At 35.8% G+C, this 14,293-nt stretch carries 14 protein-coding genes; 10 read left to right on the forward strand and 4 right to left on the reverse strand.

From position 1 onward, the window contains the following. Positions 1-3: 3 nt before the first annotated feature. The 3 genes from H9N25_RS07045 (at position 4) to H9N25_RS24465 (ending at position 1,658) form a co-directional block, all read left to right on the forward strand. Positions 4-456 carry a VOC family protein gene (locus H9N25_RS07045; protein WP_223833645.1) on the forward strand — a complete coding sequence of 151 codons (453 nt, stop codon included), beginning with the start codon at positions 4-6 and terminating at the stop codon, positions 454-456. A 66-nt stretch (positions 457-522) separates the two neighbouring features. Next, positions 523-1,266 carry a serine hydrolase domain-containing protein gene (locus H9N25_RS07050; protein WP_223833646.1) on the forward strand — a complete coding sequence of 248 codons (744 nt, stop codon included), beginning with the start codon at positions 523-525 and terminating at the stop codon, positions 1,264-1,266. Beyond that, positions 1,266-1,658 (forward strand): beta-lactamase family protein, encoded by a 393-nt coding sequence (locus H9N25_RS24465; RefSeq protein ID WP_255524602.1) that lies wholly within the window; start codon positions 1,266-1,268, stop codon positions 1,656-1,658. Before H9N25_RS07050 ends, H9N25_RS24465 begins: the two co-directional genes overlap by 1 nt. Before the next feature lies 1 nt (position 1,659). Here the strand turns inward: H9N25_RS24465 and H9N25_RS07055 are convergent, their stop codons facing one another. Together H9N25_RS07055 and H9N25_RS07060 are read right to left on the reverse strand one after the other, a co-directional pair. Further along, on the reverse strand, positions 1,660-1,857 hold the full coding sequence (locus tag H9N25_RS07055) for a hypothetical protein (protein WP_190328408.1): 198 nt from the start codon (positions 1,855-1,857) through the stop codon (positions 1,660-1,662). Positions 1,858-1,861: 4 nt separating this feature from the next. Continuing rightward, entirely contained in the window at positions 1,862-2,086 is a 225-nt protein-coding gene (locus H9N25_RS07060) for a DUF3606 domain-containing protein (protein ID WP_167294020.1), read from the reverse strand. A 291-nt stretch (positions 2,087-2,377) separates the two neighbouring features. On the opposite strand from H9N25_RS07060, the gene H9N25_RS07065 reads away from it, so the two are divergent. From H9N25_RS07065 to H9N25_RS07085, 5 genes are all read left to right on the forward strand, one after another. After that, complete coding sequence (locus tag H9N25_RS07065; protein ID WP_190328409.1) at positions 2,378-3,589, forward strand: glycosyltransferase family 87 protein; 1,212 nt, start codon at positions 2,378-2,380, stop codon at positions 3,587-3,589. 107 nt (positions 3,590-3,696) lie between these two features. Continuing rightward, on the forward strand, positions 3,697-3,870 hold the full coding sequence (locus H9N25_RS07070; RefSeq protein WP_190328410.1) for a DUF3606 domain-containing protein: 174 nt from the start codon (positions 3,697-3,699) through the stop codon (positions 3,868-3,870). Between the two features lie 10 nt (positions 3,871-3,880). Beyond that, positions 3,881-6,577 carry a DNA ligase D gene (gene ligD, locus H9N25_RS07075; protein ID WP_190328411.1) on the forward strand — a complete coding sequence of 899 codons (2,697 nt, stop codon included), beginning with the start codon at positions 3,881-3,883 and terminating at the stop codon, positions 6,575-6,577. Positions 6,578-6,624: 47 nt separating this feature from the next. After that, positions 6,625-6,921, forward strand: coding sequence for a Dabb family protein (locus H9N25_RS07080; protein ID WP_190328412.1), 297 nt, complete (start codon positions 6,625-6,627; stop codon positions 6,919-6,921). A gap of 334 nt (positions 6,922-7,255) precedes the next feature. Further along, positions 7,256-7,453: a hypothetical protein gene (locus H9N25_RS07085; RefSeq protein WP_131531076.1), complete on the forward strand. Its 198-nt coding sequence runs from the start codon at positions 7,256-7,258 to the stop codon at positions 7,451-7,453. A 150-nt stretch (positions 7,454-7,603) separates the two neighbouring features. Here the strand turns inward: H9N25_RS07085 and H9N25_RS07090 are convergent, their stop codons facing one another. Further along, the gene (locus H9N25_RS07090) at positions 7,604-10,015 is read right to left on the reverse strand and encodes a TonB-dependent receptor (protein WP_190328413.1); all 2,412 of its coding nucleotides are present in this window, start codon (positions 10,013-10,015) and stop codon (positions 7,604-7,606) included. Between the two features lie 306 nt (positions 10,016-10,321). On the opposite strand from H9N25_RS07090, the gene H9N25_RS07095 reads away from it, so the two are divergent. Continuing rightward, positions 10,322-11,467: a sensor histidine kinase gene (locus tag H9N25_RS07095; RefSeq protein WP_190328414.1), complete on the forward strand. Its 1,146-nt coding sequence runs from the start codon at positions 10,322-10,324 to the stop codon at positions 11,465-11,467. 216 nt (positions 11,468-11,683) lie between these two features. Here H9N25_RS07095 and mgrA read toward each other — a convergent pair whose 3' ends face one another. Next, positions 11,684-12,676 (reverse strand): L-glyceraldehyde 3-phosphate reductase, encoded by a 993-nt coding sequence (gene mgrA, locus H9N25_RS07100; protein WP_190328415.1) that lies wholly within the window; start codon positions 12,674-12,676, stop codon positions 11,684-11,686. A 388-nt stretch (positions 12,677-13,064) separates the two neighbouring features. Between mgrA and H9N25_RS07105 the strand changes: the two genes are divergently transcribed. Further along, positions 13,065-14,237, forward strand: coding sequence for an aldose epimerase family protein (locus H9N25_RS07105; protein WP_190328416.1), 1,173 nt, complete (start codon positions 13,065-13,067; stop codon positions 14,235-14,237). Positions 14,238-14,293: the final 56 nt, after the last annotated feature.

A 14,293-nucleotide genomic window follows, 5' to 3' on the forward strand; every position in this document is an offset into this window, starting at 1 on the left:
AACATGAAACAAATCTTCCTAACCACTGCTATTCTATTTTCTCTTATTTTTCAAAAAGCCATGGCGCAAAACAATACCCCAGCCGTTTTAAATCACATTGCGGTTTATGTAAGTGATTTAAAGCAATCGACCGTTTTTTATGAAAGCGTGTTCAACCTTAAAATCATTCCCGAACCTTTCAAAGATAATCGCCATACCTGGTTTACTTTAGGTTCAGCCGGACAGTTGCATTTAATCCAGGGTGCAAAAGGAAATGAAGTATTTGATAAAAATGGACATTTATGTTTCAGCGTTCCTTCTGTTGATGACTTTGTAAAAAAGCTAAACGCCCAAAATATCAGCTTCGAGGATTGGGCTGGGAAAGAAAAAGGAATTACCTTGCGGGTTGATGGCGTAAAGCAGATTTATTTTAAGGATCCGGATGGACATTGGCTGGAAGTAAACGACGCCAGGTAAATTTTTTGGTACGTCAGAACTTTGTTTTACCACATCGTTTATATTTATTTCTTATCCCATAAGCCTATGAAACTTAAATATTTTTATGCATTTTTTTTGATCGTTGGTTTAATCACCCAATCAAAAGCACAAAACGAAAAAGTTGAAGCGGATTTTAAGCAAATAATGGAGAAGTTTAGCGCAGTAGGGGCTGCAGTGGCTGTAGTTAAGGATGGCAAGATCATTTATACCCATGCTTTTGGCTTAAAGGATTTAGAAAATAAAAAACCTTTAACAGATCAGGATATTTTCAGGATTGCTTCGATTTCTAAATCTTTTTCCGCAACATCCATTATGCAACTTGTAGAAGCTGGTAAAATTTCTTTAGATGATGATTTTGGTGATCTGGTTGGTTTTAAAATCAGAAATCCAAAGTTTCCCGATCAGAAAATTACATTAAAAATGGCTTTGTCGCATACCTCCGGTTTAAACGATTCGCAAGGTTATTTAAATCTGGATGTGATCAATCCGGATAAAAATCCTAACTGGGCCAAATGTTATAACGATTATGCCCCAGGAAGCAAGTTTGATTATTGCAATCTTAATTTTAACCTGATTGGTGCAATCATCGAGAAGAAATCCGGAGAACGCTTTGATAATTATGTAAAAAAACATGTGTTGAAACCCTTAGGGCTCTATGCAGATTATTGTGTCGACTCTTTAGATAGTACCCGTTTTGTTCATTTATACGAATATCATGCCGATACAAAAACCTATACCCCTCACCAACAGCTTATGCGCCTCGGAGAACTGAAATTGCAAATTATATAATGGATTATAGTACACCTGTTTTTTCTCCAACAGGCGGGATGAAAATTTCGGCTACTGATTTGGCCAAATACATGATCATGCACATGAATTATGGCACATCAAATGGTGTTAAGATAATTAATAAAAAGAGTGCAAAAAAAATGCAGACTGCCTTAACCGATGATGAAGGATATGGTTTGGCCATCCGGACTGCGGACCACCTGATACCTGGGGTAAAGCTGAAAGGACACACCGGTTCAGCTTACGGTTTGTTTAGCACCATGTTTTTTAATCCGAAAGAAAAATTTGGCTTCGTAATTATTACTAACGGAATAAATGCAACCTATACGGATGGTTTTCCCGATTTCAGCCGTGCTGCTATTAATACTTTATACCAATCTTTTTTTAAATAGGTTAAAGCAGGTTAGACAAACCATTCTTATGAAAGAAAACAGTTAAAGTGCTAATGCCGGCTTTTGGATGGTTTAAATTATTTCCTTTTACTTTTTGGTCGAAAACACTTTTAACCGGTAGCAGATCAATTAAATGTGCAGAATCGGTAATAGGTTGGTCAACCGCTATCGCATTTTTGCATTCATTTTTATCATCCATATTGTTATTGTTGATTCACAAACCTTTGATAAGTACTTCCAGATTTAACTTTTTCCATCATAAAATGTTCCTTTAGTTTGGAAAATTCCATGCTATGCAGCGCTTTTACGGCTGATTTAAGTGTTTCAGTGCTTATGCCCAATCTGGCAGCCCAATAATTGCGGTCTTGTTCATCTGCAATGTCGATAAATTCTTTTCTTGCATTCATCGAATTAAGTTGATATTCCATTTTTATAAATTTTGGTTAGTAATATCTATAGAAACAGAATTTATCCCTTTTGGTTTTCGGGTTTTGTCAGCAAATTCTCAAAAAAATATATTATAAAATAATAATAAACTTAGGTTTAATCAAAAATTGGTTTTTAAACCTGTAAACTGCAGTTTAAAAGAGATTTAGGTGCTCAATTAAATCTCTTTAATATTCAGAAATTATCCCCAAAAAGAGTAGTATTTTCCTTACAAAATATTAGGAAATGTCAATTAGCATTTTTATTATTGTATTGTAATGTAATTTTTACAAATGCTGAATCGTTTTCAAACCAGAGCTACAGATCTGTCTCAACGCCCAAAATTTTATCAGGATAACCGTTTTGTCTTATTTCTTTGGGTATTGATTACGCTTATTTTTGTGATCGATTCCTGGGCAACACACCGGTATAATAACTACCTCATTTTTGAGAATACTTTCAGGAACCTTCTACACGAAAAATCTCTTTATGCACTATACCCTGCTTATCACGATGATGCCAATCACTATGGACCTGTTTTTAGTGTTTTAATTGCACCGTTTGCCTTAATGCATAACTGGATTGGCTTATTATTTTGGAACTTATTTAATTGTTTCCTGCTTTTTAAAGCCATTCAAACCTTGCCTTTAAGTGAAGATAATAAGGTCGTTATCGGTTATATCGCCATACCCTGTTTAATAGAATCGATGCTTAACCAGCAGTTTAATGCAGGTGCAGGTGCATTGATGATATTGAGTTATACGCTAATAAATAAAGATAAGGGGATATGGGCAACACTCTGTATTGTACTGGGTACATTTATTAAACTTTACGGTATTGTGGGGTTAGTATTTTTCTTTTTTACAAAGAACAAGCCAGGGTTTATTTTATGGTTGATTGTGTGGTCTGTGGTATTATTCTTACTGCCCATGCTTATTGCTTCTCCTGATTACGTGATACATTGTTACGTAGATTGGAAAAACTCTTTGGTAGGTAAAAATATGGTCAACGTGTTGGGTGGAGGGATCGATATTTCCATTATGGGTTTCTTTAGGGAACTGTTTGGTGAAAAGAAAATACCGAATTCTCTATTTCTGATCCTCGGTGCTATATTGTTTATGTTGCCATTTATAAATGTATCGCGTTTTAAAAAACGCAGATTCCAATTAATGATCCTGTCTTCGGTATTGATTTTTCCGATATTATTCAGCACAGGAGCAGAAGATTGTACATTTATTATTTCTATTGTGGGGGTAGGCGTATGGTATGTTAAAGAAAGTAACCAGGCTATGAAAAAGGTATTATTGCCTATTTTACTTGTTATTACATGTAATTTCCCACTATTATTATTTCCAGTCTTTGCCAAATCACACCCGCTATCTTTGGCTATCATCAGTTTGCCTTATTTCCTGGTATGGTTAAGGGTTATTTATATGGCTACCAATAATAGGTTCGCCTATGCCGAAGAAACAGAATCAGATATGGTTACTGCGCTAATAGATTAAGTTTTAAAATTTTATTTTTTAAAGGTTTTAACGCCCGTTTGAAAAAACGGATGTTAAAACCTTTTTTGTTATCGGGCTGTTTTATAACTACCTAATCAAAAATAGTTATGGATGATAAACAAAAAAAAGGTAATGCTGATCGGGCAAGGATCAACATTAACGAAGGTTATGAGCTAGATTATTGGTCTAACAAATTTGGTGTGAGTAAAGACAAACTAAAAGCCGTAGTAGAAACGGTAGGTACTTCAGCCGATGCTGTTGAAGATTATTTAAAAAAGTAAAATACTAATTATGAGTCTGAAAAAGTATGTTTCCAAACGCGATTTCTCAAAAACTACCGAACCAAAATCGGGTAAAAGCAGCGATCGCAATAAATTACATTTTGTAATCCAAAAACACGATGCTTCGAGGTTACACTACGATTTCAGACTCGAAATGGAAGGTGTTCTAAAAAGCTGGGCTGTACCGAAAGGACCGTCAACCGATCCTAAAACCAAACGCTTGGCTATGATGGTAGAAGATCATCCATACGATTACAAAGATTTTGAAGGCATTATCCCACAGGGCGAATATGGCGGCGGAACAGTAATTGTATGGGATGAAGGAACTTATGAGCCTATAGAAGAGATTAAAGGCAAAAAAGCGCAGGAAAAACATTTATTAAACCAATTAAAAGATGGTTCTTTAAAATTCAAGTTAAACGGAGAAAAGCTACATGGTGAGTTTGCACTTGTTAAAACACATGGTATGGGTGAAAATGGCTGGCTGTTAATCAAACATAAAGACAATTACGCGTCTACAAAAGACATTACCAAAGAAGATAAATCTGTGCTTTCTGGAAAAACTATTGAAAAGATGGAAAAAACATCCGATAAGGTTTGGAAAGCAGGAAAAGAGCAGGACTTAAAAACTGAAAAAAAAAGCCTGACGCAAAAAGTAAAGAAGGAAATCAAGCCTGGTGGCGATGAAGTAACCGTAGACATAAAAAATATATTAAAAAAAGCACCTAAAATTACTATTCCAAAGGGCATAAAACCGATGTTGGCCACGCTGGTCGACGAACCTTTCGACGATGCAAACTGGCAGTATGAAGTAAAATGGGATGGTTATCGGGCGCTGGCATTTATCAATAAAGGAAAGGTTGACTTGTTATCAAGAAATAATAAATCCTTTAACGAAAAATTCTATCCCATCTACGATCTGCTTTTGGGTTGGAAAATAAATGCGGTAATTGATGGTGAAATTTTGGTGTTAAATAACAAAGGTATATCTAGTTTTGGTTCACTGCAGAATTGGAGAAGCGAAGCAGATGGAGAACTCGTTTTTTATGTGTTCGATATCCTCTGGTACGAAGGTAAGAACCTAATGGAGCTTCCTCTTTATCAGCGCCAAGCCATATTAAATGAAGTTCTGCCAATTAATGATGACCAGGTACGCTTAGGGAAAGTTTTCAAAGCCAGTGGTGTCGATTTTTTTGATGCAGCAGAAAGGATGGGCCTGGAGGGGATTATTGCAAAAAAAATAGATAGCACCTATACCCCAAGTTATAGATCAAAAGAGTGGCTTAAAATTAAGGTGCAGAAACGGCAAGAAGTAGTTATTGCTGGTTTTACCAAAAATGCTGATACTACGAAACCTTTCAGCTCTTTGCTCTTGGGGGTGTACGAGAAGGAAAAATTACAATATGTAGGCAAAGTAGGTACAGGATTCTCAGATAAACTTCAAAAAACAATGATGGAGCAGTTTAAGCCTATTATTGTGGATAAAAGCCCCTTCGAAATTATACCCGATGTAAATAAACCTTCGCGCTTCAGGCCAAATCCACCAAAGGCAAAAGCAACCTGGTTAAAGCCAGAATTGGTATGCGAAGTTGCTTTTGCTGAAGTAACTAGTGATGGCGTTTTTCGTCACCCTTCTTTTCAGGGGATGCGTGAAGATAAAAGCGCTAAAGAAGTTGTTAGAGAAATGGAAATGCCAATAGAAAAAATTGTTGACGATGCTAAAGAGCAAAATCCACACGCACAGGCAATAAAAGCACCAGAAGGTAAAAAAACTAAAACTTTGCTGAACCCGAAAGATGAAACACAGGTGAGGAAAATAAAAGGCCACCAACTTAAATTTACCAACCTGAGTAAAGTATATTGGCCTGAAGATAAAGTAACCAAAAGGGATATGTTCAACTACTATTACCAGGTTGCTGAATATATTTTACCTTACCTGAAAGACCGTCCGCAATCGCTTAACCGTTTTCCTGGCGGAATACATGGCCCTAGTTTTTACCAAAAAGATGTAAAAGGAAAAGCACCAGATTGGGCCGAAACTTTTCCTTATGAAAATGGCGAAGGCGAAAAAAAAGAATACCTGGTTGGCACAGATGAAGCTTCCTTACTCTGGATGGCCAGTTTAGGTTGCATAGAAATGAATCCATGGTTTAGCCGGGTACAAAAGCCCGATTATCCCGATTACTGTGTAATTGATTTAGATCCTGATAAACATACCTTCGACCAGGTGGTTGAAGCTGCGCTGGAAACTAAAAAAGTATTAGATGCCATAAACGTTCCAAGTTATTGTAAAACATCAGGTTCAACCGGGATGCATATTTACATTCCCTTAAATGCCAAGTATAATTATGAGCAAAGCCAGATGTTTGCCAAAATAGTAGTTAACCTGGTGCACAATCAAATACCTGAATATACCTCACTTGAGCGTATGATAGCTGCGAGAAAAGGAAAGATGTACCTCGATTTTTTACAGAATAGGCCAGGGGCAACCATAGCCGGGCCTTATTCGTTACGGCCAAAAATTGGTGCAACCGTATCAATGCCCCTGCATTGGGATGAAGTTAAACCTGGCTTAAAAATGAAAGATTTCAATATTTTTAATACCATAGATCGCTTAAAAGTTGAAGGTGATCTGTTTAAAGAGGTATTGGGCAAGGGAATCGATTTAACAAAAGCGATCGATAAAGCTAAAAGTGTTTTTGGATAAAGCTCACGATCTTTTCTTAATTCATTATATTTGGAAAAAATTAAAAAATGATTGCGCACCACGTTTTATTTTGGCTAAAAGCCGACACCACCGATGAGCAGAAAGTTGCTTTCCGCAATAGCTTACAAACATTAGAAAACATTGAAGTTGTGAAAACTTTTCACATTGGCGTACCAGCACCGATTGAGCGTGCTGTTGTAGATACTACTTATACCTTTAGCCTTCTTTTATTTTTTGAAGATTTGGCCGCACACGATATTTATCAGGTACATCCTTTACACAAAGCTTTCTTAGATGAATTCAGGGTTTACTTCGAAAAAGTTATAATTTACGACGCAGAATAAAAGAAATACCTCCGGCAAAATCGGAGGTATTTTTTTTATGGCTTATTTTATAAATCAAATTAATGCGTATGGTACTTTTTATATGGTTATTAAAAGAATTGATTAAGATGGTTATTTAGAGAACAGTTGATAGAGGAGAAGGTTATTATTTTACCAGACCATGGTATATTTTTTTGCTGGAATAAATGAATTTTATTCATGAGTAGGATTTATGTAATTATGTTTCGCTAATTAACACTACAATTATGTATATTCGTTACTTATTTATATGTAATTTATAGTACTACAAAACAAAAATGTTTATTTTTACGTAAATACGCTAAACTGCAATCTTATGGAAAAAACAGCTACATTAATTAAAAGAGCATCGCTTAACGTAAATCAGTTAGATAATATTAAAATTGGTGATTTATTGTCTGATGAATACGGTAAATCGGGTAAAGTATGTGAAATCGAGAAAGTTAATCGTCATGGCGAATTTCACTATTACTTTAAATTATTTAAATCGGGCACAATCTTAATTATCCTTTAGTTCCTTTGTCGGTCTAAACAACTCTGCCATTATTCTTGTTAAGAAACAAAGAGTAGTGATGGACGATGTACAAGCGATTGTCTATTTTATAAAAAACAAAAAGCTCCAGATTTACCAATCTGGAGCTTTTTGTTTAAGCAATTCTTATAGTTAGAATTTATAAGATAATGTAGTTACAAACTGGCGTGGAGCAATAGGATTTACACTATAGTTTTCATGTACGAAATAGTTTAACTCATTAGTGATGTTTGAAACTTTGGCAAGAAGCGAGAATTTTTTCCAGTTGTATCCTGCAGAAAAATCAACGGTGGTGAATGCGCTTAACGGAATCAGCCTCAAAACTGGTGCATTTTTAGCATCGTTCCAGCCTCCGTTACGCTTGCCTGTATAAAATGCAGAGGCTCCCAATTTTAAACCTTTTACTGCACCTTCCTGGAAAGTGTAAAATAAAGTAGCATTTGCGGTATTTTTGGTAGTGCCTACTAAACGCACATCCTCAATCATTCCTATAATATCAGGAGTATTGGTGTAGCGCATAAAGTTGTAGCTATAACCAGCAGTAAGATTTAATCCTGGTAAAATAGAGCCCGTTAAATCAATTTCGACACCATCACTCGATGTAGTTCCATTTAATTGTTTTATGTTGGTATTTGAGTTAAGATTACCATTTTGATCAAACATTGCAGTTTGTGCAGTGTTGCTGTTCTTAATTTTATAATAAGTTAAATTAGCTGATAGCCTACCTCCAAAGAAATCATTTTTTATACCAGCCTCGTATTGGTCTACCAACGATGGTGGTAACGCGGCATAAAAAATGTCGGTACCGGTGTTGGTTATAAAGTTGTTAGCATAACTTATATACAGCGAAGTAGTTTTAAGAGGCTGATATATCAATCCCAACTTAGGAGAAAAAGCATCATCAAACTTTGTAGCACCTGGTGTTGTAACCCCAGTTTCTAAGTTTAACGCCCTCGAACTTGCATTTTTCTGATCTGTATAACGCAAGCCTGCCAATACTTTAAATTGTTCAGTTATTTCTATTAAATCCTGAACAAAAGCACCATATCTATAAGTTGGAGCAAGTGTACTTGTTATCCCAAATGCTTCAGGCATTATCCCGGAGCCATAATAGGTAGTTGGATCGAATACATTAACATTACCATAATTTAAGATAGTGATGTTAACCCCCTTAGCATCTTTACCATATGCAAAGGCATTGCTGGTTACCCTCGATTGATCTGCATCTACGCCAAACAAAACAGTATGTTTAATGCTTCCCGTACTAAAACTTCCATTAATATTAATCTGTTGGTTGTAAGTATATTCTTTACTTAGTGCCCTCGAAAGATTTCGGGTAGAAATACCTGCTGCATTCGCTTGGATACGTTCTGATCCATAATAATTTCGGTTATAGGCCTGGAAAGATCCAATTGCATTTAATTTCCAGTTTTCGTTAAATTTATGCGTTAAATTCGCTTGAGCAGTAGTGGTATTCGTTTTATTGTAAGCCCATGGTGTATTGATGAATTTATCGCGGCCGAAATCCACAATCTGATTATTCACGGATCCTACCCCAAAATCTGGAGTGAAATCACTTTTCAAATAGTCTCCTTGAACCAAAACCTCAGTCTGTTCACTTACCTTATATAATAGCGATGGGTTAATGTAAAAACGTTTTGATTTTACAAAGTCTCTAAAACTTCCAGCATTTTCGTAAGTACCAATTGCTCTAAAAGCAATTTTCTTTGATATTGGACCATAAAGATCAACTGTCGGTTTGTATTGATCATAACTACCGGTTCTCATGCTTACCTCACCGCCATTTTCAAATTTAGGTTTCTTAGTAACCATATTCACAACAGCTCCACCCGTTACACCACCATAAAGCAAAGCAGCACTTCCTTTTAAAACCTCTACTGATTCTAGTGTACTCGCCTCTGGACTACCACCAATAGTTGTTCTTGCACCATTTTTGAAAATGTTATTGCTACCTAGACTATAGCCCCTTGCGAAGAAGTTTTCACCAACAGCCCCGCGATTAGCACCTAAAGCTACTCCATTCACATTTTTCATTACGTCGCCTAAGCTATTTACCTGTTGGTCAGTAATTATCTGCTTGCCGATAATTTGTACCGCCTGCGGAAGATCCATAGGAGCAATCGCAATTTTACCTAAGTTGACCGGCTTTCTGTTGGGTGTTTTATAACCGTTAATGGCTACTTCATCTAATTGCGACAAAGACTCCGCAATAGTGAAATCAGCATTTACAGTCTCACCTGCAACCACTGTAACCGATTTTTCCTGAGCAGAAACACCAACAGCAGATGTTTTGATTGTATAAGTACCAGGAGTTATATTTTTAATCGTGAAATTACCTTTCTCGTCTGTTTGTGTTGTTTTACCAGTGTTTTTTAAACCAACACTTACATAACTGGCAGGATTACCATCACTCGTTTTAATCGATCCAGAAACAGACCCATTTTTACTTTGTGCCATAATATTCCCTGTTAAAAACAGAAAAAAAGCTATAAAATTTAAGAGGAAAGTAAAATTTTTATTCATCTTTATTTAGATTAATTCTTATTTGGCGCAAAGAAAGTGTTTTTGTGTCGCAATAGCAAAATAATTTTTATTTATTCTAAATAAGGTTTGTAAGTATGAAGGTGACCCTGTTCATTTTGTTGATGGAGCAGATGCAGGATATACACAAGCCATAAGAATCCTTAAACAGAAAATATGCGGTTGTACGATAAATTTAATAATTTAACAGCTTAAGCAAACATTTGCCAAGGCCAGGTTGTATGATACTTAGTATAATTAATTTTATCAAAAAGATCAGCATAATCGGTTTTTAACATTTAAATGCAAATGGGAAGTTATTCAAAGGTTTTAAGTCATAATCAACTTTTAGAGGTTCTTTCCTTATCAAAAGCTGCAACAGCAATATACACTTCAGAACAAATTGTAATCGAAATGGCCAACGATGCCATGATTGCTTTTTGGGGTAAAGACCGCTCCGTTATCGGCAAACCTTTAGAAGATGCTGTGCCCGAGTTAAAGGGGCAGCCTTTTATCAATATGCTGAAAAATGTGTTGTTAACAGGCATTACAGATAAAGGTGATGCCATTCCGGCTGAAACTATAAGGGATGGGAAGTTACAAACCGCTTATTATGCCTATGAATACCGGGCCATTAAAAATGAGTCTGGAATACCTTATTGTATTCTTCATACTGCTAGCGATGTTACCGATATGGTAAATGCGAAAAAAGCCATTCAAGAAACTGAACTACAAAGAGAAGCACTAGATCAGGAACAAATCTTAATCGCTGTAAAGGAAGAACAGCAAAAGAATGATTTTATCAGTATGGTAAGCCATGAGTTAAAAACACCTTTAACTTCTATTAGCGCTTACATTCAATTGATGCAGAATCGACATTTAAGCGATCCTTTTGTCGTAAGTACCTTAGATAAAGTTCAAAAACAGATCCGGAAAATGAGCTCAATGATTGACTCTTTTTTAAATGTATCACGTTTAGAATCCGGAAAAATACACTTGAACCTGTCTCATTTTGATCTCGATAAGCTCATTAGTGATGTTGTAGAAGATCTGAGATTGATTCACTCCACTAATCAAATTACTTTTGTAGAAGGGGAGTCTAAATTAATCCATGCAGATAAAGATAAAATTGGCTCTGTTATTTCAAATTTGATTAGCAACGCTGTAAAATATTCAGATTGGAGCAGTACTGTTTTGGTTCAATCGGTAACCAGAGGGAGTAAAGTGTGTGTTTCTGTAAGCGATCATGGCATTGGCATCCAAGCGCATGATATGGAAAAACTTTTTGATCGGTTTTATCGTGTAGAAAACCAGCAAACTAAAACCATTTCGGGTTTCGGGATAGGTTTATATCTCAGTGCAGAGATTATAAACTTGCACCACGGTAAAATTTGGGTAGAAAGTAATTATGGCGTTGGTTCTACCTTTCACTTTTCGCTTCCTATTAAGCCCTAATCACAAAATAAAAGCCTAATCCCGCCTGATTAACCGCTGTTGAGGTTTCGGCTAGTTTAAAAAAACAAATGATAGAGTGACAAATTACGATGAATCGTTATTTCGACAGGAGCAAAGCGAAAAGGAGAAATCTTTGAACTATGTTTATTGGATTGTTGAAAGATTTCTCCTCCGAAGGAGTTCTTTTGGAACACTCTGTCCAAATTGGGATTGATTTTAACTATTTAAAATTTCATCAATCAGTTTTATTTCAGTATCACTAAATTCTATATTATCTAAAGCTTTAATTGAATCAGTAATTTGCTCTGGTTTACTGGCTCCTATCAATACTGTGGTAATTCTATTGTCTTTCAATATCCATGATAAAGCCATATGCGCTAATTTTTGTCCGCGAGATTTAGCAACATCATTTAGTTTAGCAATTACAGCTAATTTATCTGGTGTAATATTGCTTTCTTTCAAAAAAATGCCACTTGTAGCTACTCTCGAATCGGAAGGAATGCCATGTAAATATTTATCAGTAAGTAAACCTTGGGCCAATGGCGAAAATGGAATACAACCCACACCATTTTGTGCCAAAACATCAAGTAAGCCATTTTCAACCCAACGTTCAAACATCGAATATTTAGGCTGATGGATTAAACATGGAGTACCGTTATCTTTAAGGATTTTGATCGCTTTTGCCGCTTCTTCTGCTTTATAATTCGAAATGCCAACATATAAAGCCTTTCCCTGTTGAACCAAGAGACTTAAAGCCCCCATAGTTTCCTCAAGTGGTGTTTCAGGATCTGGACGGTGGTGGTAAAAAATATCAACATAATCCAGTTTCATGCGTTTTAAGCTTTGGTCTAAACTAGAAACCAGGTATTTTTTCGAACCCCAATCGCCATAAGGACCATCCCACATCGTATATCCTGCTTTGCTTGAAATAATCATTTCATCACGATAGCCCTTAAAATTTTCATGAAGGATTTTTCCAAAAACTTCTTCAGCCGAACCAGGAGGCGGGCCATAATTGTTTGCCAAATCGAAATGAGTAATTCCGTTGTTAAAGGCGGTATAAATTAAGTTTTTGCTGTTTTCAAAAACGTTAACATACCCGAAATTATGCCATAAGCCCAACGATATAGCAGGCAGTTTTATGCCACTGTTTCCACAACGGCGATATAGCATTTTGTCGTAACGATCTGTTGAAATGATTTGATTCATATTTGGAATTTGATTGACGCAATAATAATCAGTTTTAGCGGATTTTAATCGATTATTGGTTAATATTATCTTCTTCAAATAAACAAAACGCTGAAAGTTTAATTAAGCGGTATAGCAATCCTCATGCTGAGATTGTTTCAATATGTAATATTTAGCTCGTCTCTTAAAAAGATCCTGAAATTTAGAAAGACGATTAAAATAAATCAAAGATTTTTAATCATTCTACGTTTTGTTATCATCACTTCTACAAATTGTATCATTGCTGATTTCTAAAGTAAATTATTGTTAATATATACTTCTACTAACTTCTAAATCGTTTTATTTGTAAAGATAAGTGATATACTTATATTTAAAATTATTATTAAAATCTAAACCAAGTATCCATTTTATGAAACTACAATCATTAACAAGCCTGGCTGTGCTAGCGGCTATTAGTATTGCATCTTGCCAATCCGGAACCAAAAAATCTTCATTTGCAGATAGTTTAAAAAGTGATTCAGTAGCAGTTGTAAAACTTGCTGCCGATTCTTTTAAAAAGGAAATTGATGGTAAACCGACAGCATTGTATACCTTAAAGAATAAGAATAGTGTGGAAGCCATTTTTACTAATTATGGTGGGCGCCTGGTGAGCTTACTGGTACCGAATAAAAATGGTAATTTGATTGATGTGGTAGTGGGTTTTAAGAGTGTTAATGATTACGAAAAATCAACCGAACCTTATTTCGGCGCAACTATTGGCCGATATGGCAACCGTATAGCAAAGGGCAAATTTACGCTTGAAGGTAAAACCTATTCGTTATTTACCAATAACGGACAGAATACGCTTCATGGCGGAAAAAAAGGTTATCAATATGTGGTTTGGGATGCCAGTCGGCCCAATGCCAATACTTTAGTGCTTCATTATTTATCAAAAGATGGGGATGAAAATTTCCCCGGTAATTTAGATGTTAAGGTAACTTACACATTAACAGATGATAATGAACTGAAAATGGATTATGAGGCTAAAACAGATAAAACTACAGTCGTAAATTTAACAAATCATGCATTTTTTAATTTAAATGGCGAAGGAAGCGGTGAGATTTTGAACCACGAGGTACAGATTTATGCAGATGAATACACACCTGTTGATACTACTTTGATTCCGACGGGAAAAATTGAAAAGGTTAAGGGAACCCCGTTCGATTTCACCACTGCAACTACTATTGGTGCTCGGATAAACGATAAAAACCAACAGTTAAGCTTCGGTAAAGGTTATGATCATAACTACGTGCTAAATAAAACCAAAGCGATGGGCATGTTTCACGCGGCTACTGTTAAAGGAGATAAATCGGGAATAGTGATGGATATTTATACACAGGAGCCAGGCCTGCAATTTTATAGCGGCAACTTTATGCAAAGCAAAAATACCTTTAAAACTGGTGCTAAAGATGATTTTAGAACAGCACTTGCATTAGAAACACAACATTTTCCAGATTCACCAAATCAACCCGCTTTTCCATCAACGGTTTTAAAACCCGGACAGGTGTATAAAACAAGCTCGATATATAAATTTACCAAATAATTGTTTTGGCGATTGCTACAATGATCAATAAATACGGTCTGCAGAAATGGAGGCCG

The organism is Pedobacter riviphilus, assembly GCF_014692875.1.
Classification (GTDB): Bacteria; Bacteroidota; Bacteroidia; order Sphingobacteriales; family Sphingobacteriaceae; genus Pedobacter; species Pedobacter riviphilus.